Origin of the sequence: Enterobacter sp. DN (genome assembly GCF_046054285.1) — a bacterium.
GTDB lineage: Bacteria > Pseudomonadota > Gammaproteobacteria > Enterobacterales > Enterobacteriaceae > Enterobacter > Enterobacter hormaechei_C.
In genome coordinates this window covers 625,279-644,638 of record NZ_JBJJTG010000002.1, presented here as the reverse complement: position 1 = coordinate 644,638, position 19,360 = coordinate 625,279, and the positions used below count along the sequence as shown (strand labels likewise).

The following is a 19,360-nucleotide window of genomic DNA, read 5'->3' as shown; positions in this document are numbered from 1 at the left end:
GTTGCTTAAAAGTTTGCGAGGCGGCTTCCAAAGGGCATTGCCGGGTGGCGGCTGCGCCTTACCCGGCCTACAAAACCGCCAACAAGCCAACCAACCCGCGACACGAACCGTAGGCCCGCGCAAGCGCAGCGCCGCCGGGCACAGCCACACCGTAGCTACTCCTCGCTCATCATCGCCAGAAACCGCTTCACCGTCCGCGAACGCTCAAAGCGCCGCCAGCAGAGCGCGATATCGGTATAAAGCTCCGGCGAGCGCAGCGCATGGTAGGTGACATTCGGCGGAGAAATAGCGGCCATGGATTTCGGCACCAGCGCGAACCCGCCGCCAGCGGAGACCATGCTCAGGGAAGAGGAAAGTTGTGAAGATTGCAGCGTGTGTTGCATATCGATCCCGGCCCGCTCGCAGCTGCCGTAAACGCGGTCATACAGCCCCGGTGCTACCTCCTGGGGGAACAGCACCACCGGCGTATCCCGCAGCTCATCCAGCGCCAGATCGCCACATGCCGCCAGAGGATGATCGCGATGCAGCGCCACCACCATCGGCTCCCGATCGAGGATTTTTAATTCGAACACCTTACTGCTTTCGCACGGCAGGCGCACAAAGGCGATATCCAGCTCACCCTCCGCCAGCATCGTCGTCAGCGACGACATATTGGCTTCCACCTGGTGAACCTGCACAGCCATGTTCTGCACCTGAAACTGGCGAATCAGGGCGAAGATTTTGGGATGAAAAGCATCTGAACTGGTGATGCCAATCGACAGGCTGCCGTTCAGCCCGCGCGCGATGCCCCGGGCTTTCTCCAGCGCGGCATCGCTCAGCGCCAGGATCTTACAGGCGTCCTCATAGAAGGCCTCTCCCGCTTCGGTCAGCTCCACGCCCCGCGTCAGGCGCCTGAACAGCGGCGTGCCCACTTCCTCTTCGAGCCGTTTGATCTGCTGACTCAGAGGAGGCTGTGAAATACCCAGCGCTTTGGCCGCCCTGGTGAAGTGTCGCTCGCGTGCTACCGCGACAAAATAGCGCAGATAACGAAGTTCCATATCAAAAACGTCTCAAACCAGCATGGATTCTATATTGGAACTCTCTGCTGAATCGGGTCAACATTTATTTAACCTTTATAAATAAAGTTGAAGAGGACGGGCATGATGATGCATTCATCTGCATGCGACTGTGAGGCGAGTTTATGCGAGACCCTGCGTGGGTTCTCGGCTCAGCATCCTGACAGCGTGATCTATCAGACATCGCTAATGAGCGCCCTGCTAAGCGGCGTCTACGAAGGGGAGACGACCATCGCCGACCTGCTGGCACACGGTGATTTTGGTCTCGGTACCTTTAACGAGCTGGACGGTGAAATGATTGCCTTCAGCAGCCAGGTGTACCAGCTGCGCGCCGACGGCAGCGCCCGCGCCGCGAAGCCGGAGCAAAAAACGCCGTTCGCGGTGATGACCTGGTTCCAGCCGCAGTACCGCAAGGCCTTCGACGGGCCGGTCAGCCGTCAGCAGATCCACGACGTGATCGACAAGCAAATCCCCTCCGATAACCTGTTCTGCGCGCTGCGCATCGACGGCAATTTCCGCCACGCGCACACCCGCACCGTACCGCGCCAGACACCGCCGTACCGGGCGATGACCGACGTGCTGGATGACCAGCCGGTGTTCCGCTTTAACCAGCGCGAGGGCGTACTGGTCGGGTTCCGCACCCCGCAGCATATGCAGGGCATTAACGTGGCGGGCTATCACGAACACTTTATCACCGACGACCGTCAGGGCGGGGGCCACCTGCTCGACTATCAGCTGGAGAACGGCGTGCTCACCTTCGGCGAAATCCACAAGCTGATGATTGACCTGCCCGCCGACAGCGCGTTTTTACAGGCCAACCTGCACCCCAGCAACCTTGATGCGGCTATCCGCGCCGTCGAAAACTAACAGGAGAACTACCGTGAACAGTGAGAAACAGTCACGTCAGTGGGCGCACGGCGCCGATATGGTTGTCGGCCAGCTGGAAGCGCAGGGTGTGAAGCAGGTGTTCGGCATACCGGGCGCAAAAATCGACAAGGTCTTTGACTCCCTGCTGGACTCCTCCATCGAGATTATCCCGGTGCGTCACGAGGCGAACGCGGCGTTTATGGCGGCAGCGGTAGGGCGGCTAACCGGTAAGGCCGGGGTCGCGCTGGTCACCTCCGGGCCGGGCTGCTCCAACCTGATCACCGGCATCGCCACCGCCAACAGCGAAGGTGACCCGGTGGTGGCGCTGGGCGGGGCGGTGAAGCGGGCAGATAAAGCGAAACTGGTGCACCAGAGCATGGATACCGTCGCCATGTTCAGCCCGGTCACCAAATACGCCGTCGAAGTTAATTCACCGGACGCGATTGCCGAGGTGGTGTCGAACGCGTTTCGCGCTGCCGAGCAGGGCAGGCCGGGCGGGGCGTTTGTCAGCCTGCCGCAGGATATTGTCGACCAGCCCACCACGGGGGCTATTTTACCCGCCAGCACCGCGGCGCTGATGGGCCCGGCGCCGGAGTCAGCCATCAACGACGTGGCGAAGCTTATCGCGAAGGCCAAAAACCCGGTCATCTTACTCGGCCTGATGGCCAGCCAGCCCGCCAACAGCGCCGCGCTGCATAAGCTGCTGGAGAGAAGCCGTATTCCGGTCACCAGCACCTATCAGGCCGCCGGGGCGGTGAATCAGGAACACTTCACCCGCTTCGCCGGACGCGTCGGCCTCTTTAACAACCAGGCGGGCGACCGGCTGCTGCATCTGGCGGACCTGATTATCTGCATCGGCTACAGCCCGGTGGAGTACGAGCCGTCCATGTGGAACAGCGGCGACGCCACGCTGGTGCACATTGACGTGCTGCCCGCCTATGAGGAGCGCAAGTATGTTCCCGATCTGGAACTGGTCGGGGATATTGCCGCCACGCTGAATCTGCTTGCCAGTCGAATCGAGCACAAACTTGAACTCAGCCAGCGCGCCTCGGAAATTCTTGTCGATCGCCAGCATCAGCGGGACCTCCTCGACCGTCGCGGCGCATCGCTTAACCAGTTTGCCCTGCATCCGCTGCGCATCGTGCGCGCCATGCAGGACATCGTGAACAACGACGTGACGCTCACCGTCGACATGGGCAGCTTCCACATCTGGATCGCCCGCTACCTCTACAGCTTCCGGGCGCGTCAGGTGATGATCTCCAACGGTCAGCAGACCATGGGCGTGGCGCTGCCGTGGGCTATTGGCGCGTGGCTGGTCAACCCGGGGCGCAAGGTGGTCTCGGTCTCCGGGGACGGCGGCTTTTTGCAGTCGAGCATGGAGCTGGAAACCGCCGTACGCCTCAACGCCAATGTGCTGCACATCATCTGGGTGGATAACGCCTACAACATGGTGGCCATCCAGGAAGAGAAAAAATACCAGAGGCTTTCCGGCGTCGAGTTCGGCCCGGTCGATTTCAAAGTTTATGCCGACGCGTTCGGTGCGAAAGGCTTTGCTGTCGAGAGCGCCGATGCGCTCGAACCGACGCTGCGTGCGGCAATGGATGTCGATGGCCCGGCCGTGGTGGCCATTCCCGTCGACTACAGCGATAACCCGCTGCTGATGGGCCAGCTCCATCTCAGCCAGATTTTGTGAATCAATATAAGGACAGAGAAATGCAAAAAGTGGCTCTCGTAACCGGCTCCGGCCAGGGGATTGGCAAAGCGATCGCGCTTCGCCTGGTGAAGGATGGTTTTGCCGTTGCTATTGCGGATTACAACGAAGAGACGGCGAAAGCGGTCGCGGATGAGATCACCCGTAACGGCGGGAAGGCCGTCGCCGTGAAGGTGGACGTCTCTGACCGCGAGCAGGTGTTCGCGGCGGTGGAAAAAGCCCGCACCGCGCTGGGCGGTTTTAACGTCATCGTCAATAACGCCGGGGTGGCGCCGTCCACGCCCATCGAATCCATCACGCCGGAGATTGTCGACAAGGTTTACAACATCAACGTGAAAGGGGTGATCTGGGGCATTCAGGCCGCAATTGACGCGTTTCGTAAAGAGGGGCACGGCGGCAAGATCATCAACGCCTGCTCCCAGGCGGGCCACACCGGTAACCCGGAGCTGGCCGTCTACAGTTCCAGTAAATTCGCGGTGCGCGGCTTAACCCAGACCGCCGCGCGGGATCTCGCGCCGCTGGGGATCACTGTTAACGCCTACTGCCCGGGGATCGTCAAAACGCCGATGTGGGCGGAAATCGACCGTCAGGTCTCCGAGGCGGCGGGTAAACCGCTTGGCTACGGGACGGAAACCTTTGCCAAACGCATCACGCTTGGCCGTTTGTCCGAGCCGGAAGACGTGGCTGCCTGCGTCTCTTACCTCGCCGGGCCGGATTCCGACTACATGACCGGTCAGTCGCTGCTGATTGATGGTGGGATGGTGTTCAACTAAATACACAATACTAAAAAGCTCTGACATGAACTTTCCCCTGCTCCCGTGCAGGGGCTTTTTTTTGTCTCGTCAGCCATTGTGCATTACACTGCGCGCTGCAAAACTTTAGTCTTGAGATCTGACAGGCGGTAACAGCGATGAACGGTACAATCACAACGTGGTTTAAAGATAAAGGCTTTGGATTTATCAAAGATGAAAACGGCGACAACCGCTATTTTCATGTGATTAAGGTCGCCAACCCTGATCTGATTAAAAAAGATGCGGCGGTGACCTTCGAGCCAACCACCAACAGCAAAGGCCTTTCCGCGTATGCGGTGAAGGTGATCCCGGAGAGTAAGCATCTTTATATTGCGGGCGAGCGCGTGAAGCTCACCTCAATTAAATCCTTCGTGGTGTTCAGCGAGGAAGAGCCCGTTGAGACCAAAATCGACAAAGAGAATGCGGTGCTGTCGGTGGGGCTGCTGATGAACAGCATCAAACCAAAAACCGAGAAAAAGCCGGGCGAAATGCGCACGGTGAAGAAGCTGGCGATCACCACCTTCCAGAACACGACGATGATCTTCACTGAAGATGAGATCGACATTGATGCCACGGTGAAGCTGCTGAAGTGATTTTTTGCCGGGTGGCGGCTACGCCTTACCCGGCCTACGAAATGCGTGCGGCACTCGCCGCCGCACGGTTTACCCCATCCTGTGCTCCCCCTGCAACATGGCTTCACGGTCAAATACCCGCTGGATCTCCCCGTGCGCCATAAATGCCGCCCGGTCGGACATATGCGCAATCACGTCCGCATCGTGGCTCACCAGCAGGTAGGTCATGCCGTGCTGCGCCTTCAGGCGGTTGAGCAGGTTCAGGATCTCCGCCTGTACCGACATATCCAGCGCCGAGGTCGGTTCATCCAGCAGCAGAAGCTGCGGGCGCAGCAGCAGCGCGCGGGCGATGGTCACGCGCTGACGCTGTCCGCCGGAAAGCTGATGCGGGTAACGCCTGCTGGCGTCGGCAGCCAGACCCACCTGTTGCAGCGCATCCGCCACCTTTTCGGCAACCTGGGTTTCGCCGTGGAAGTTTAACGGCTCCGACAGGGTGCGGGCAATGGTGTGGTTCGGGTGCAAAGACGCCCACGGATCCTGGAACACCATCTGCACGTTACGGCGAAGCGCGCCTTCAAAACGTCGTCCTGGCCGTAAATTTTCCCCGAGGACGGAAATGTGGCCATTCCACTCGCGCAGCAGCCCCGCCAGCACGCGCAGAAGAGTCGATTTGCCGCAGCCGGATTCACCGATCAGGCTGAAGGTTTCGCCTTTTTCGATCGCAAAACTGGCGGCGGAAACCGCCGTTTTTTCACCAAAACTCACCCGGAGCTGGTTAACCTCAACGAGTGCCATTGTCGGCCTCCTTCCACGGTTGCGAACGGTCGAGCGTCGGCAGCATCTGGCCAAACGTCCCGGCGTTCGGGCGGCAGGTCCAGAGCGTGCGCGTGTAAGGATGGGTTGCCTGCGGCAACTGGCTCGCCGCCATTTCATCAACTTTCTCACCCTGATACATCACCAGCACGCGGTCACAGTGTTCCGCGACGAGCGGCAAATCGTGGCTGATTAACAGCATCGCCATCTGCCGCGCCTCGCACTGCTGTACCAGCAGCTCCAGGATCTGGTTGCGCAGGCGTGCGTCCAGCGCGGAAGTCGGTTCGTCGGCGATCAGCACCTGTGGGTTGTTGACGAGCGCAATGGCGATCATCACGCGCTGGCCCATGCCGCCGGAGAGTTCGCCGGGATAGCGCTGGAGCACGTGCTCGTTCAGCCCCACGGCGCGGATGATATCGTGAATGCGCGCCAGGCGTTCGGCGCGGGGCAGGCGCTGATGGAGGGTCAGCGCCTCATCAAGCTGGGCGGCGACGGTTTTCACCGGGTTTAGCGCGTAGCGCGGGTCCTGTAGAACCATCGCAATGCCGTTGCCGCGCAGCGCCTGCCAGCGGCGGCTGTTCAGGGTCAGCAGGTCGTTGCCAAGCACGTTAAGCCGCTTAGCGCTCACGATGCCGGGCTTGCGCACCAGCCCCAGCAGGGCGCGGGCAGACATGGACTTGCCGGAGCCGGATTCTCCCACCAGCGCCAGCCGCTCGTTGCCTAACGTAAAGCTCAGGTTGTTGACCACGCGCGCGGCGGGGTAGTCGATATTTAGCGCATCGACGATGACGCGGTGTTCAGTCATGCTGTGGCTCCAGTACGTCGCGCAGGCCATCGCCCAGCAGGTTAAAGGCCAGGCTGGCAAACAGAATCGCCCCGCCTGGAATGGCGGCAATCCACCACTGGTCAAAAATGACCTGCATGCCGTCGGCTATCATCGCGCCCCATTCCGCCATCGGTGGACGTGCGCCCAGGCCAAGGAAGCCCAGCCCGGCGGCGGCCAGAATGATCCCGGCCAGATCCAGCGCCAGCCGTACAATCGCGGAGGGCAGGCACAGGGGCAGAATATGGCCGACCAGCAGGCGCGGGCCGCGAATGCCCATCATCTCCGCGGCGGCCAGATAATCGCTGTGGCGCAGACGCTGGATTTCACTGCGCGCCTGGCGCGCATAGGCAGGCCAGGTCGTTAAGGCCAGCGCCAGCGCGCCGTTCACCAGACCGGGGCCGAGCATCGCGACAAACGCGAAGGCGAGGATCAGGCGCGGCATCGACATCACCACGTCGGTAAAGCGCATCAGGATGCGCTCCATCCAGCCGCCGTAGTAGCCTGACAAAATCCCCACCAGCAGACCGGCGGGGAGGGTAATAACGGTGACTAAGGCCACCAGCCCCAGTGCCGGACGGGTGCCGTAGATTAATCGGGAGAGCAGATCCCGCCCATAGCTGTCGGTACCCAGCCAGTGCTGCGCGTTGGGCGGTTGCAGACGCGCGGCGGCGTCCTGCCAGTTGGGATCATGCGGCGCAAGCCACGGCGCGAACAGGGCAATAAGCACCAGCAGCGCGATGGCGATCAGCCCGCAAAACGCGGCAGGGGAGCGGCGCAGGCGGCGTAAGAAGAGATAAAACGGCATTAGCGCACCCTGGGATCGGTCGCCCGCACAAGCAGGTCGGTAAGGTTATTGATCAGAACAAAGCAGACGCCAATCAGCAGCGTGCCGCCCATCACGGCGGTGGTGTCACCGGCGAACAGGGCCGTGGTGAGGTAGCGCCCGATGCCCGGCCACGAGAAGACGGTTTCGGTTAATACCGCGCCCTCCAGCATGCTGGTGTAGGCCAGCGCAATCACCGTCAATAGGGTACTGCGAATGTTCGGCAGCACGTGACGCAGCAGGATGGTCATCTCTCCAGCGCCCTTGGCGCGGGCGAGCAATATGTACTCTTTGTTCATCTCGCTCAGACAGGCGGAGCGCGTCAGTCGGGTGATACTTGCCAGCGAGTAGTAGGCCAGCAGCAGTACCGGCAGCACCAGGTGGCTGATGGCGTTGCGGAACGCCTCGCGGTCGCCGGAAAGCCAGGTATCAACCAGCGCAAATCCGGTTCGTGGCTCAACGGTGAATTGCCAGATGTCGTCCAGCCTGCCGGGGCCAGCGCTCCACTGTAGTTTCGCGTAGAACAGAGCCAGCATCAGCAGTCCGAGCCAGAATATTGGCACCGAATTGCCGAGCAGGGTGAGCGTTCTGATCGCTAAGTCCAGTGGCGAACCGGCGTAGCGGGCGCACAGTACACCCGCAATCACGCCGAGTACCGTGCCGATAATTAGCGCCAGCGTTGCCAGTTCCAGCGTGGCGGGAAAGGCGTGCAGCAGGTCCTGCAATACCGGCTGACCGGTAGCGCTGGCGGTGCCTAAATCACCGTGAGCGAGGTTTTGCAGGTAGTGCCAGAACTGTACGGGAAGAGGCCGATCCAGCCCAAGCTGGTGGCGAACCTGATCGTAAGTGGACTGGCTGGCGTGATCGCCGACGATCTGCAATACGCGATCGACCGGGGAAAAGGCAGAGAGCGCAAACGTGACCAGCAGTAGCCCGAACAGCGTGAGCAGGAGAGTCAGCAGACCCTGAAGCACGTGGGTGGAAAGATGTGGCATGGGAAATCTCTTTATGCCGGGTGGCGGCTTCGCCTTACCCGGCCTGCAAAAACCAGGAACGTAGGCCGGGTAAGCGCAGCGCCACCCGGCAACAAGGGCTACTTCGTAACGCGATCGTACCAGACCATATCCGCGTTCAGCCCCTGCTGATACCCCTTCACGTTATCGCGCACCACGATCTGGGTTTTGCCCTGGTCAACGAACACATACGGCGAGTTATGCTGTAACTGTTCCTGCATCTTCTTATACAGATCCAGACGTTTTGCCGGATCCGGCTCGGCAACCGCCGCCAGCGTAGCGTTGTTCAGCTCCGGAATTTTCCAGCCGTTAAGCCCGGCCACGGTGCTGGATTTCCCGTCATTCCATGCGAAGGCGCTGGCGTTGGAGTGTGCATCGAAGTAGTCCGGGATCCACAGACGTATGGCCGCCTGATGCTGTTTCGCACGCACGCGGGCGTACACCTGGCTACCCGCCGCGGGCAGCAGATCCACCTTCACGCCGCCCTGAGCGAAGCTCGCCTGCATGGATTGCGCGATGGTGATGAACGGCGGTTTATTCTCTACGTCCAGCGTGAAATGCGCGTCTTTGATGCCCGCCCTGGCGAGGATCGCTTTTGCTTTTGCCGGGTCAAACGTGAACGGATTGTCCTCCAGCGCGCCCGGCAGGCCGACCGGCAGGAAGCTCTGATGAACAAAATACTGGCCTTTCAGCAGGTCCTTGGTGATGCCTTCATAATCCACCAGCCAGCGCGAGGCTTCCCAGAACGCTGGATTATTCAGCAGCGGGTTAGCGCTGTTGCCGGTGTTAAACACCAGATAGTTTTGCTCGGCAGAAGGGATGCTAAGCACCTTCACGCCCGGCTTGCCGCTGAGGGCGATTATCTGGTCTGCACCCAGATCGCGCGCCACGTCCGCATCACCCTGCTGGATCAGCAGGCGGCGGGAAGCGGGATCGGGGACGTTTTTAATGATGATGCTTTTAAGCTTCGGCGCGCCGCCGGGCGCGGATTCGTTGGCTTCCAGCACGATGGCCTGATGCGGCTGGTAAACGCGCATTTTGAACGCGCCGCTGCCCGCAGAGTGCATTTTTAACCACGCGTTGCCGAAGTCGTTATCCTTCACGTTCGCCGCAACCTGCTTTTCATCGACGATGGAGGCAATCGGCGTGGAGAGTATATTCAGCGCTACCGACGGGCTGACGTCCGCCGTCCAGCGAAGCGTGAGGGTATGGTCGTCCACTTTCTTCAGCTGGCTGGCGATGTTGCTGGCGTCCCAGCCCAGTACGTTGAGGATAAACGCCGGGGATTTGTTCAGCGTCACGGCGCGGGTATATGAGAAGATCACATCTTCCGGGCGCAGCGGGTTGCCGGAGGCAAATTTTGCATCGGGCTTAAGTTTGATGGTCAGGGTTTTTGCTGCCGCGTCCGCTTCCCAGCTTTCGGCCAGAACCGGGGTGATTTTTTCCGGGTTATCGCGGTCCGGCTGTACCAGACGCTGATACAAACTCGGTACGGTCTGGATGCTGGAAAGTTCGTTGGCTTCGGCCGGGTCAAGGCTCACGATATCATCCAGACCCTGGGCGACAACCAGCGTGTTGGGCGGGGTAGCGGCGTGAGCAGCGCTTGAGAGCGCAGCCAGCACCAGTAACGGCAGCAGTTTTTTATTCATAGCGATCCCTGAAGAAAATATATTGTGATTGTTTTATGCACCGTTACGGTAGGCTGGCTGAGGATTTCCTCAAAGTCGAAATTCTGCTTTGCTTATGCCCTCCGGGAATAACGCATTCGGTCTGGTTATGAGTCACCTCTCTTTTCGTTCGCTTTTTAACCTGCTATAACAAACTCCTTACCTTTCAGGGAGTCACCGCCGTGCCCGAAATCAATCAACATGGTCAAACCGTTAATGATATTGTCCCGGACTGGAAATGCGCCCGCGCGTTAACCCGTACCCTGCTCACCGGGCAGTATTGCCGCCTGGAGCCGCTGGATGCTGACCGCCATTCGGCTGATTTGTTTGAAGCCTATGCGCTGGGTGACGACAGCGACTGGACGTGGCTTGCCAGCACCCAGCCTGTGAGCGTTGAGGCCACTGCGCACTGGGTGCTGGGAAAGGTGCTGGATGACGACCTGGTGCCCTTTGCCGTTATCGATCTGCGCACCGAAAAGGCGGTAGGGCTGGTCAGCTATATGGCGATAGAACGCTTTCAGGGCTCGGTTGAGATCGGCCACGTCACCTGGTCGCGCAGAATGAAGGGCACCCGCGTGGGTACCGAAGCGGTGTGGCTGCTGCTGAAAAATGCCTTTGAGCATCAATATCGCCGGCTGGAGTGGAAGTGCGATTCGATGAACATCGCCTCACGCAACGCGGCGGAGCGGCTGGGGTTTGTCTGGGAAGGGCGCCTGCGCCAGAAGCTGGTGCGTAAAGGACGCAACCGCGACAGCGATATGCTTTCGATTATTGACGGCGAATGGCCGCAGCGCGATGCAGAGCTGCGCGCCTGGCTGGCGGCGGAGAATTTTGACGGGGAAGGACGGCAGGTTAAGCGGCTTGAAGCATTTCGGCAATAATTTCCCCTCACCCTAACCCTCTCCCAGAGGGAGAGGGGACGATGACACCCTCTCCCTTTGGGAGAGGGCCGGGGTGAGGGGAGAAGTTCGCACTCAGCGGCGAACCGGCGCCCCATCCGCCACATAATACGCCGCCGTGCTCTTCGCCAGCGGCTCGCGCCCGCGAATGGCGTCGGCAATCTTTTCGCCAATCATAATGGTGGTGGCGTTCAGGTTGCCGGTGATAATCTGCGGCATAATCGACGCATCCACTACGCGCAGCCCTTCCAGCCCGTGAACCCGGCCTTCGCCGTCAACCACCGCCATTTCGTCGTAGCCCATTTTGCAGGTGCCGCACGGGTGGAAGGCGGTTTCGGCGTGGTTGCGCACGAACTCGTCCAGCTGTTCGTCGGTCTGGCATTCGATGCCCGGGCTGATTTCACGACCGCGATACTTGTCCAGCGCAGGCTGGTGCATGATCTCGCGGGTGATGCGGATCGCGTCGCGGAACTCCTGCCAGTCCTGCTCGTGGGACATGTAGTTGAACAGGATCGCCGGATGCTGGTGCGGATCGCGCGACTTGATGCGCACGTGGCCGCGGCTCGGCGAGCGCATGGAGCCAACGTGGCACTGGAAGCCATGTTCTTTCACCGCGTTCGAGCCGTTGTAGTTAATCGCCACCGGCAGGAAGTGATACTGAATGTTTGGCCACTCGAACTCCTCGCGGCTGCGGATAAACCCGCCCGCTTCGAAGTGGTTGCTCGCGCCCACGCCTGTGCCGCCAAACAGCCACTCCGCGCCAATCTTCGGCTGGTTCCACCATTGCAGGGCAGGGTAGAGTGAGACCGGCTCCTTACATTCATACTGAAGGTACATCTCCAGGTGATCCTGCAAGTTTTCCCCCACGCCGGGTAAATCATGTACCAGCGGGATATCAAACTGCTTCAGCAGTTCAGCGTTGCCCACGCCGGAGCGCTGGAGGATCTGCGGAGACGCGATGGCGCCCGCGCACAGCAGTACCTCTTTCTTCGCTGTCGCTTTTGACGGAATGGTGCTTTCGCCTTCCAGCCACTCGACGCCCACCGCGCGCTTGCCGTCAAAGATAATGTGATCGGTCATGGCGTGGGTGCGGATGGTCAGGTTCGGGCGCGGTTTGGCCTGGTCCAGATAGCCGCGCGCGGTGCTGGCGCGTCGGCCCTGCGGCGTGACCGTGCGGTCCATCGGACCGAAGCCTTCCTGCTGATAGCCGTTGAGATCGTCGGTGCGCGGGTAGCCCGCCTGCACGCCCGCCTCTACCATCGCTTCAAACAGCGGGTTCACGCCCGGCTTAGAGGTGGTGACGCTCACCGGACCGTCGCCGCCGTGGTAGTCGTTCGGCCCCACGTCGCGGGTCTCTGCTTTGCGGTAGTAGGGCAGGCAGTTCAGATAGCTCCAGTGCTCCAGACCCGGTTCTTTCGCCCAGTTGTCCAGATCCATTGCGTTGCCGCGCACGTAGCACATGCCGTTGATCAGCGACGAGCCGCCCAGCCCTTTACCCCGTCCGCACTCCATGCGGCGATTGTTCATGAAAGGCTCTGGCTCGGTTTCATACGCCCAGTTGTAGCGCTTGCCCTGCAACGGGAAGGCCAGCGCGGCAGGCATCTGGGTGCGGAAGTCAAAGCGGTAGTCCGGCCCGCCCGCCTCAAGCAGCAGGACGGTGGTGTTCGGATCTTCAGTCAGTCGTGTTGCCAGTACGTTGCCGGCAGAGCCGGCTCCGATAATGATGTAGTCAAATTGCAAATAAACCTCCCGGTTAAAATATGGACTGGAATTTACCCATCTCAACCTGGATGGACTTCACCTGGGTGTAACTCTGAAGCGTCATGACGCCGTTCTCACGGCCAATGCCGGAGTGTTTGTAGCCACCGACCGGCATCTCTGCGGCGGATTCACCCCAGGTGTTGATCCAGCAGATGCCCGCTTCGAGCTGATGAATAGCGCCGTGGGCGCGGTTCAGATCGGCGGTGACGATGCCCGCCGCCAGACCGTAGTCGGTATCATTGGCGCGGCGAATGGCCTCTTCGTCAGTGTCATAGGTAAGAATGGACATCACCGGGCCGAAGATCTCTTCGCGCACGATGGTCATTTCGTCGGTGCAGTCGGTGAACACGGTCGGGGCCACCCACGCGCCGTTGTCAAAGCCGTCACCCTTCAGCACGTCGCCGCCGCACAGCACGCGCGCGCCTTCCTCTTTGCCTTTGGCGATGTAGCGCAGCACGCTGTCGCGGTGCGGGAAGCTGACCATCGGGCCAAAGTTGGTGTTTTCATCGAACAGGTCGCCCGCGCGGATGCGGCCCACGCGCTCAACGATTTTTTGCTCAAACGCGGCTTTGACCTTCGCGGGTACGAACACGCGGGTGCCGTTGGTGCACACCTGACCGGAGCTGAAGAAGTTCGCCATCATGGCGATATCTGCCGCGAGATCCAGATCCGCGTCGTCAAACACTATCAGCGGAGATTTACCGCCCAGCTCCATCGTCACCTCTTTCAGGGACGAGGCCGCCGAGTTCGCCATCACCTTTTTGCCGCTGGCCACGCCACCGGTGAAGGAGACTTTGGCGATGCCCGGATGCTCGGTCAGGAACTGGCCGGTCTCTGCGCCCACGCCCGGCAGGACGTTAAACACGCCGTCCGGCACGCCTGCTTCGGTGTAGATCTCCGCCAGTTTCAGGGCGGTAAGCGGAGTCACTTCGCTCGGCTTGAAGATCATCGCGTTGCCCGCCGCCAGCGCCGGGGCGGATTTCCACAGGGCGATCTGGATCGGGTAGTTCCACGCGCCGATGCCCGCCACCACGCCCAGCGGCTCGCGGCGGGTGTAGACGAACGAGGTGTCGCGCAGCGGGATCTGGCTGCCTTCCAGCGCCGGGATCAGCCCCGCGTAGTACTCCAGCACGTCCGCGCCGGTAACGATGTCGACGGTCGAGGTTTCGGAATACGCTTTACCGGTGTCGAGGGTTTCCAGCGTTGCCAGCTCGTCGTTGCGCTCGCGCAGGATATCGACGGCGCGGCGCAAAATGCGCGAGCGCTCCATGGCGGTCATCGCCGCCCAGATCTTCTGCCCGCGCTGTGCGCTTTCCACGGCGCGGTCCACGTCTTCGCGCCCGGCGGCCTGCACGGTTGCCAGAACTTCACCGTTCGCCGGGTTGATGGTCTCGAAGGTGCGACCGCTGGTGGCCGATGTGTAACCACCATTGATATAAAGCTGCTGTTCTGCCATTCGGGACATAAATTCTCCTCGGTTAATCGGTCGGTAAATGCTGGCTGATAAAGTGGCTGGTGAGCGACTGGGCCAGGGTTTTATCCAGCGGTTTGCCGCTGAGCGCAGCGCGCAGCCACAGCCCGTCAATCAGTGCGGCGAGCCCGTAGCCCGCCTCTTCAGCCTGTTCACGCGGCAGCTCGCGGCGGAACTCGTACACCAGGTTAGAGAGCAACCGGCGGCTACTGACCTGCTGCAAACGGTAGAGCATCGGCTGATGCATGCTGCTGGCCCAGAAGGCCAGCCAGGCCTTCATCGCCGCGCCGCTGATCTGGGTTTCATCAAAATTGCCGCCGACAATCGCCTGCAATCGCTGCTCTGCGCTGCCGTCCGGCAGGGCGCGTAAACGGCTTAATACCGCGTCGCGCAGCTGACCGGTGATGTCACGCATGGTCGCTTCCAGCAGACCGTTTTTATCTTTGAAATAGTGGCTGATGATCCCCGTGGATACGCCCGCCCGACGGGCGATTTGCGCGATGGTTGCGTCATGCATTCCCACTTCATTAATTGCTTCCAGCGTGGCATCGATTAGCTGCCTGCGCCGGATCGGCTGCATCCCCACTTTGGGCATTTTTGCCACTCCATTCATCAGCGTTGGTTAACTATTAAAGCGGTTTTTGATTGGACGTTCAATATAAAATGTGTCTTAATTGTTGCGGATTTGGATTTCAATAGTTACAAAAACAGTGGGGATACTGGATGACAGACCTTTCACAGGACAGAGAAAAAGACAAAATCAACCCGGTCGTTTTTTATACGTCCGCCGGGCTGATTTTGTTGTTTTCCCTGACGACCATTTTCTTTCGTGATTTTTCTGCCGAGTGGATTGGGCGCACCCTGAACTGGGTGTCGAAGACCTTCGGCTGGTACTATCTGCTGGCCGCGACGCTCTATATCGTCTTCGTGGTCTGCATTGCCTGCTCGCGCTTCGGTTCGGTGAAGCTCGGGCCAGAGCAGTCTAAGCCCGAGTTCAGCCTGCTGAGCTGGGCCGCGATGCTGTTTGCCGCGGGCATCGGCATCGACCTGATGTTCTTCTCCGTGGCGGAACCGGTCACGCAGTATATGCAGCCGCCGGAAGGGGCAGGGCAGACGATGGAGGCCGCGCGCCAGGCGATGGTCTGGACGCTCTTCCACTACGGCCTGACGGGCTGGTCGATGTATGCCCTGATGGGCATGGCGCTCGGATACTTTAGCTATCGTTATAATTTGCCCCTTACCATCCGCTCCGCGCTGTACCCGATTTTCGGCAAAAAGATCAACGGCCCTATTGGGCACACGGTAGACATCGCGGCGGTGATCGGCACCATCTTTGGTATCGCGACAACGCTCGGAATTGGCGTAGTGCAGCTTAACTACGGGCTGAGCGTGCTGTTTGACATCCCGGATTCGATGGCGGCGAAGGCGGCGCTGATTGCGCTGTCGGTGATTATCGCCACCATCTCGGTGACCTCCGGCGTGGATAAAGGGATTCGCGTGCTCTCCGAGCTGAACGTCGCGCTGGCGCTGGGGCTGATCCTGTTCGTGCTGTTTATGGGCGACACCTCGTTCCTGCTGAATGCGTTAGTGCTGAACGTAGGTGATTACGTAAATCGCTTTATGGGCATGACGCTGAACAGCTTCGCCTTTGACCGTCCGACAGAGTGGATGAACAACTGGACGCTCTTCTTCTGGGCGTGGTGGGTGGCGTGGTCGCCGTTTGTCGGCCTGTTCCTGGCGCGTATTTCGCGTGGGCGCACCATCCGTCAGTTCGTGATGGGCACGCTGATCATCCCGTTCACCTTTACCCTGCTGTGGCTGTCGATTTTCGGCAACAGCGCGCTGCACGAGATCATCCACGGCAATGCGACTTTTGCCCAGGAAGCGATGGCGCACCCGGAGCGCGGCTTCTACAGCCTGCTGGCGCAGTATCCGGCGTTTACCTTTAGCGCGTCCGTAGCGACCATTACCGGCCTGCTGTTCTACGTCACCTCGGCGGACTCCGGCGCGCTGGTGCTGGGGAACTTCACCTCGAAGCTCAAGGACATTAACAGCGACGCGCCGAACTGGCTGCGCATCTTCTGGTCCGTCGCCATCGGCCTGCTGACGCTCGGCATGCTGATGACCAACGGTATCTCGGCGTTGCAGAACACCACGGTGATCATGGGCCTGCCGTTCAGCTTCGTGATCTTCTTCGTGATGGCCGGGCTGTATAAATCGCTTAAGGTGGAAGACTACCGCCGCGTCAGCGCCAGCCGCGACACCGCCCCGCGTCCGCTGGGCGCGCAGGACAGGCTGAGCTGGAAAAAACGTCTCTCGCGCCTGATGAACTACCCCGGCACGCGCTACACCAGCCAGATGATGGAGACGGTCTGTTTCCCGGCGATGGAAGAGGTGGCCCAGGAGCTGAAGCTGCGTGGCGCCTACGTGGAGCTGAAAAACCTGCCGCCGGAGGAGGGTGAAACCCTGGGGCACCTGGATCTGCTGGTGCACATGGGCGACGAGCAGAACTTTGTCTATCAAATCTGGCCGCAGCAGTATTCGGTGCCCGGGTTTACCTACCGGGCGCGCAGCGGGAAGTCGACCTACTACCGGCTTGAGACCTTCCTGCTGGAAGGCAGCCAGGGGAATGATTTGATGGATTACAGCAAGGAGCAGGTGATCACGGACATTCTGGACCAGTATGAACGGCACCTGAACTTTATCCATCTGCACAGGGAAGCGCCGGGAAATAGCGTGATGTTCCCGGATGTTTGAGGCTTGATCTGAAGAACCTACAAAGGCAGCGCCGCTGCCCTCATGCCGGGTGGCGGCGATGCCTTACCCGGCCTACAAAACCGGTTTATCGTAGGCCTGATAAGCGAAGCGCCATCAGGCGTTTAATGAGCATTGGATCTGAAGGGCAATATTTCCTTTCTTTATATTCACCATTTTATTTTTCTTTATTTACTCGAGCCGCCTCGCATTTCCCTAATATTCGACCCCTGTACATTTATCCATGGCAGTATAATAGCGGCAGTTAAGCCAGCACTGAGATCTTGAAAGAATAGGTAAAAAGGTAAGAAAAGGAATCGCGGTACAAAGGTGTGCGACCACCTTCATACCGCTAACCACAAACAACTAAAAGGGAGTTGATTATGGCTGCGAAGAATTCTATGCCAGAGCGGGCTATTGCCCAAACAGAAAATGCAGATCTAGAGATTCAGCAAGAAAATCGCGAGAAGCTACGCAAAAAACGCATCCGGGCGTTGCATGACGAGCCGGTTCACTCTGCGTATCTTCATGAAAGAGGAGAGGCGGATTCCTCCTGTGTGGAACTTTATACTCGAATGGAGCGCAACTATCTGCCGTTAACCGGCGCGTGGTTAACCCGCGCAGGGTTTAAAGCAGGAATAGCCGTGAAGATCCGCGTGATGCCGGATTGTATTGTGATTACGCCGCAAAATTCCCGTGAGCTGTGGGGCTGTCTGGAAGGCGTCAGTGCAACGTATACCAACAAACTGAAGATGATGAAGTGGCTGGAGACGTTTCCGGGAGCGTTAATTGATACGGGGGATTTGCCCGTGAACGAAAGTGGAAAAGGGTAGCGCTTAAGATTAACCAGGCGATCCAGGGAATGCCAGGATCGCCGTTTCTGAGCGGCAGCATGCAATGATCTTTATGAGCCAGGTAAATTATGCGTTACTCTTCTCTTTCTGTGCAGGTTTCATCCATGCATCGCCATAAAGAATATTGCCTTTCACATAATTCCACTGAATGCCCCGGAATCGAAGTCCCACCACTTCATGCATATTCGGGGCTGAACTGCCCGGGTAATAAACATGCGTGAAATCCAGAGATGCGATCACCACGCTGTCAAGCGTAATGGTGTAGATCTCTCTTTCTGCTCCCGCTTCAACAATTTCATAATATTTGATAATGGCTTTTTGCAGCCGTCTGCCCTCGCAGGCGGCAACGGCAAGATAAGGGCTCACTTTATCTAATTGCTTATGCACAGTAACGGGACCATGCTGCCGTGTTCCGGTCATATTCCCGGTATGGCTGTCCACTGCCTGTTTTATGCCGTAACTGCTGTTCATAATTTCGATAGCACCTTCCCGGCCTGGCATCATACAGTCGCCCTGAACCTGCATTCCGTTCTCATCGTAGAGAAATAAGTAAGCGGGTAATGACATTATAATTCTCCTAAGTTGATTTGTTTTCCGTTATTATCAACATCGAATTGGTGTACATATTTTTTATTGTTTAATCCGTAATGAATAACGTAAGTACGACCATTTTTCCATTTTATATTTAAACATGTATCCGGGTAGGAGATGTCTAAATTATTATATCCCGACCCTGTTACGATAGTGATTTTATGATCTTTACTTGAATAAATAGTGTAAAAGTTCAGGACGTCATTTTTATCTATGCTAAAACATAGGCGGTTACCATTAATAAATGTAAATCTATTTTTGGGGGCTCGATTACCTCCCGGGCATCCAGTGATTAAAATGCAGAGGATAAAGATGACAAATATGTTCTTCATCCTGGAAATCCCTTTAAGACATTTTTGTATTTTTGCAGAAGGAAATACAAGCTTTCCCTAAGTTTTAAGTCTCTGTATTGTAATAATTCTTCATTCCTCTCCAAACCAAAGTATTTCAATAACCAGTAATCGCTTACAATTGATGCTTGCTGCTCTAACCCATAATGCAATAAATCTACTTTATCTAAGCTATAAGTATAGTCAGCAATACCGGAAAATAATCCTCTTGTTCTGACAAACATCCCTTTTTGAGTTTGCCAGACATGCATCATCTCATGCATGAATCGATGTTTTTTAACAATGTCATCCTCTAGCGAAAAATCCGGCGAATACGTTTCCTCTCTGTACCACATCTCCCCATTGGGACTCATCGCCACATCAACGGGTTGCAGATTAAAAGGAAGATAGCTTTCCCTGTGTACCCACACCAGATGATAACGGATGCTGTAACCGTAAAGCGTCTTCGCAAGGGCGATTTCACCAATTGTGAGCTGTCGGATCCCGCCCGGATTAATCGGGGTTCCCGAAGTGGGGTGAATTCTTTCATTAACCGGCATATC

At 58.3% G+C, this 19,360-nt stretch carries 19 protein-coding genes; 7 read left to right on the top strand and 12 right to left on the bottom strand.

Translation table 11 applies throughout. From position 1 onward, the window contains the following. Positions 1-155 precede the first annotated feature (155 nt). Entirely contained in the window at positions 156-1,037 is an 882-nt protein-coding gene (locus tag ACJTMZ_RS07670; RefSeq protein WP_015571195.1) for a LysR family transcriptional regulator, read from the bottom strand. A 105-nt stretch (positions 1,038-1,142) separates the two neighbouring features. Between ACJTMZ_RS07670 and budA the strand changes: the two genes are divergently transcribed. From budA to ACJTMZ_RS07650, 4 genes are all read left to right on the top strand, one after another. Beyond that, positions 1,143-1,922: an acetolactate decarboxylase gene (gene budA / locus ACJTMZ_RS07665; RefSeq protein WP_026094386.1), complete on the top strand. Its 780-nt coding sequence runs from the start codon at positions 1,143-1,145 to the stop codon at positions 1,920-1,922. 13 nt (positions 1,923-1,935) lie between these two features. Beyond that, a complete protein-coding gene (gene alsS / locus ACJTMZ_RS07660) occupies positions 1,936-3,615 on the top strand; it encodes an acetolactate synthase AlsS (protein ID WP_023296074.1) in 1,680 nt (559 codons plus the stop codon). A gap of 20 nt (positions 3,616-3,635) precedes the next feature. Next, positions 3,636-4,406 carry a (S)-acetoin forming diacetyl reductase gene (locus ACJTMZ_RS07655; RefSeq protein ID WP_003858846.1) on the top strand — a complete coding sequence of 257 codons (771 nt, stop codon included), beginning with the start codon at positions 3,636-3,638 and terminating at the stop codon, positions 4,404-4,406. 137 nt (positions 4,407-4,543) lie between these two features. Further along, the gene (locus ACJTMZ_RS07650) at positions 4,544-5,017 is read left to right on the top strand and encodes a cold-shock protein (protein WP_017382537.1); all 474 of its coding nucleotides are present in this window, start codon (positions 4,544-4,546) and stop codon (positions 5,015-5,017) included. Positions 5,018-5,086: 69 nt separating this feature from the next. On the opposite strand, the gene ACJTMZ_RS07645 is transcribed toward ACJTMZ_RS07650, so the two are convergent. The 5 genes from ACJTMZ_RS07645 to ACJTMZ_RS07625 all read right to left on the bottom strand — a co-directional run bounded on the left by ACJTMZ_RS07645 (position 5,087) and on the right by ACJTMZ_RS07625 (position 10,120). Next, a complete protein-coding gene (locus tag ACJTMZ_RS07645; RefSeq protein WP_408626892.1) occupies positions 5,087-5,791 on the bottom strand; it encodes an ABC transporter ATP-binding protein in 705 nt (234 codons plus the stop codon). Continuing rightward, entirely contained in the window at positions 5,778-6,614 is an 837-nt protein-coding gene (locus tag ACJTMZ_RS07640) for an ABC transporter ATP-binding protein (protein ID WP_032647613.1), read from the bottom strand. Before ACJTMZ_RS07640 ends, ACJTMZ_RS07645 begins: the two co-directional genes overlap by 14 nt. Next, entirely contained in the window at positions 6,607-7,440 is an 834-nt protein-coding gene (locus ACJTMZ_RS07635) for an ABC transporter permease (protein ID WP_015571190.1), read from the bottom strand. The genes ACJTMZ_RS07640 and ACJTMZ_RS07635 overlap by 8 nt, the downstream gene beginning before the upstream one ends. Then, positions 7,440-8,453 (bottom strand): ABC transporter permease subunit, encoded by a 1,014-nt coding sequence (locus ACJTMZ_RS07630; RefSeq protein WP_252010903.1) that lies wholly within the window; start codon positions 8,451-8,453, stop codon positions 7,440-7,442. The genes ACJTMZ_RS07635 and ACJTMZ_RS07630 overlap by 1 nt, the downstream gene beginning before the upstream one ends. Before the next feature lie 98 nt (positions 8,454-8,551). Next, positions 8,552-10,120 carry an ABC transporter substrate-binding protein gene (locus tag ACJTMZ_RS07625; protein WP_023303250.1) on the bottom strand — a complete coding sequence of 523 codons (1,569 nt, stop codon included), beginning with the start codon at positions 10,118-10,120 and terminating at the stop codon, positions 8,552-8,554. A 200-nt stretch (positions 10,121-10,320) separates the two neighbouring features. On the opposite strand from ACJTMZ_RS07625, the gene ACJTMZ_RS07620 reads away from it, so the two are divergent. After that, positions 10,321-11,019 (top strand): GNAT family N-acetyltransferase, encoded by a 699-nt coding sequence (locus tag ACJTMZ_RS07620; RefSeq protein ID WP_032103078.1) that lies wholly within the window; start codon positions 10,321-10,323, stop codon positions 11,017-11,019. A 93-nt stretch (positions 11,020-11,112) separates the two neighbouring features. On the opposite strand, the gene betA is transcribed toward ACJTMZ_RS07620, so the two are convergent. Genes betA through betI form a run of 3 tightly spaced genes read right to left on the bottom strand, consistent with a single transcriptional unit; the run spans position 11,113 to position 14,864 of the window. Then, positions 11,113-12,777, bottom strand: coding sequence for a choline dehydrogenase (betA, locus tag ACJTMZ_RS07615; RefSeq protein ID WP_023303251.1), 1,665 nt, complete (start codon positions 12,775-12,777; stop codon positions 11,113-11,115). Between the two features lie 13 nt (positions 12,778-12,790). Then, the gene (gene betB / locus ACJTMZ_RS07610) at positions 12,791-14,263 is read right to left on the bottom strand and encodes a betaine-aldehyde dehydrogenase (protein WP_017694352.1); all 1,473 of its coding nucleotides are present in this window, start codon (positions 14,261-14,263) and stop codon (positions 12,791-12,793) included. A gap of 13 nt (positions 14,264-14,276) precedes the next feature. Further along, complete coding sequence (betI, locus tag ACJTMZ_RS07605; RefSeq protein ID WP_017382531.1) at positions 14,277-14,864, bottom strand: transcriptional regulator BetI; 588 nt, start codon at positions 14,862-14,864, stop codon at positions 14,277-14,279. A 128-nt stretch (positions 14,865-14,992) separates the two neighbouring features. Here betI and betT point away from each other — a divergent pair, with 128 nt between their 5' ends. Together betT and ACJTMZ_RS07595 are read left to right on the top strand one after the other, a co-directional pair. After that, positions 14,993-17,026: a choline BCCT transporter BetT gene (gene betT / locus ACJTMZ_RS07600; RefSeq protein ID WP_045329137.1), complete on the top strand. Its 2,034-nt coding sequence runs from the start codon at positions 14,993-14,995 to the stop codon at positions 17,024-17,026. A gap of 380 nt (positions 17,027-17,406) precedes the next feature. Then, entirely contained in the window at positions 17,407-17,856 is a 450-nt protein-coding gene (locus ACJTMZ_RS07595) for a SymE family type I addiction module toxin (RefSeq protein ID WP_074173866.1), read from the top strand. Positions 17,857-17,943: 87 nt separating this feature from the next. Here ACJTMZ_RS07595 and ACJTMZ_RS07590 read toward each other — a convergent pair whose 3' ends face one another. From ACJTMZ_RS07590 to ACJTMZ_RS07580, 3 genes are read right to left on the bottom strand one after another with little or no spacing between them, the layout of a single operon-like run. After that, positions 17,944-18,444: a type VI secretion system tube protein Hcp gene (locus ACJTMZ_RS07590; RefSeq protein WP_017694784.1), complete on the bottom strand. Its 501-nt coding sequence runs from the start codon at positions 18,442-18,444 to the stop codon at positions 17,944-17,946. Further along, on the bottom strand, positions 18,444-18,800 hold the full coding sequence (locus ACJTMZ_RS07585; RefSeq protein ID WP_017694783.1) for a putative T6SS immunity periplasmic lipoprotein: 357 nt from the start codon (positions 18,798-18,800) through the stop codon (positions 18,444-18,446). Before ACJTMZ_RS07585 ends, ACJTMZ_RS07590 begins: the two co-directional genes overlap by 1 nt. Further along, positions 18,797-19,357 carry a hypothetical protein gene (locus ACJTMZ_RS07580; RefSeq protein WP_017382526.1) on the bottom strand — a complete coding sequence of 187 codons (561 nt, stop codon included), beginning with the start codon at positions 19,355-19,357 and terminating at the stop codon, positions 18,797-18,799. Before ACJTMZ_RS07580 ends, ACJTMZ_RS07585 begins: the two co-directional genes overlap by 4 nt. Between the last annotated feature and the right edge of the window lie 3 nt (positions 19,358-19,360).

Coding starts and splice junctions, on each gene's coding strand:
- ACJTMZ_RS07670 (WP_015571195.1), bottom strand. CDS start 1,037: ATGGAACTTCGTTATCTGCGCTATTTTGTCGCGGTAGCACGCGAGCGA.
- budA (WP_026094386.1), top strand. CDS start 1,143: ATGATGCATTCATCTGCATGCGACTGTGAGGCGAGTTTATGCGAGACC.
- ACJTMZ_RS07655 (WP_003858846.1), top strand. CDS start 3,636: ATGCAAAAAGTGGCTCTCGTAACCGGCTCCGGCCAGGGGATTGGCAAA.
- ACJTMZ_RS07650 (WP_017382537.1), top strand. CDS start 4,544: ATGAACGGTACAATCACAACGTGGTTTAAAGATAAAGGCTTTGGATTT.
- ACJTMZ_RS07645 (WP_408626892.1), bottom strand. CDS start 5,791: ATGGCACTCGTTGAGGTTAACCAGCTCCGGGTGAGTTTTGGTGAAAAA.
- ACJTMZ_RS07640 (WP_032647613.1), bottom strand. CDS start 6,614: ATGACTGAACACCGCGTCATCGTCGATGCGCTAAATATCGACTACCCC.
- ACJTMZ_RS07635 (WP_015571190.1), bottom strand. CDS start 7,440: ATGCCGTTTTATCTCTTCTTACGCCGCCTGCGCCGCTCCCCTGCCGCG.
- ACJTMZ_RS07630 (WP_252010903.1), bottom strand. CDS start 8,453: ATGCCACATCTTTCCACCCACGTGCTTCAGGGTCTGCTGACTCTCCTG.
- ACJTMZ_RS07625 (WP_023303250.1), bottom strand. CDS start 10,120: ATGAATAAAAAACTGCTGCCGTTACTGGTGCTGGCTGCGCTCTCAAGC.
- betB (WP_017694352.1), bottom strand. CDS start 14,263: ATGTCCCGAATGGCAGAACAGCAGCTTTATATCAATGGTGGTTACACA.
- betI (WP_017382531.1), bottom strand. CDS start 14,864: ATGCCCAAAGTGGGGATGCAGCCGATCCGGCGCAGGCAGCTAATCGAT.
- betT (WP_045329137.1), top strand. CDS start 14,993: ATGACAGACCTTTCACAGGACAGAGAAAAAGACAAAATCAACCCGGTC.
- ACJTMZ_RS07595 (WP_074173866.1), top strand. CDS start 17,407: ATGGCTGCGAAGAATTCTATGCCAGAGCGGGCTATTGCCCAAACAGAA.
- ACJTMZ_RS07590 (WP_017694784.1), bottom strand. CDS start 18,444: ATGTCATTACCCGCTTACTTATTTCTCTACGATGAGAACGGAATGCAG.
- ACJTMZ_RS07585 (WP_017694783.1), bottom strand. CDS start 18,800: ATGAAGAACATATTTGTCATCTTTATCCTCTGCATTTTAATCACTGGA.
- ACJTMZ_RS07580 (WP_017382526.1), bottom strand. CDS start 19,357: ATGCCGGTTAATGAAAGAATTCACCCCACTTCGGGAACCCCGATTAAT.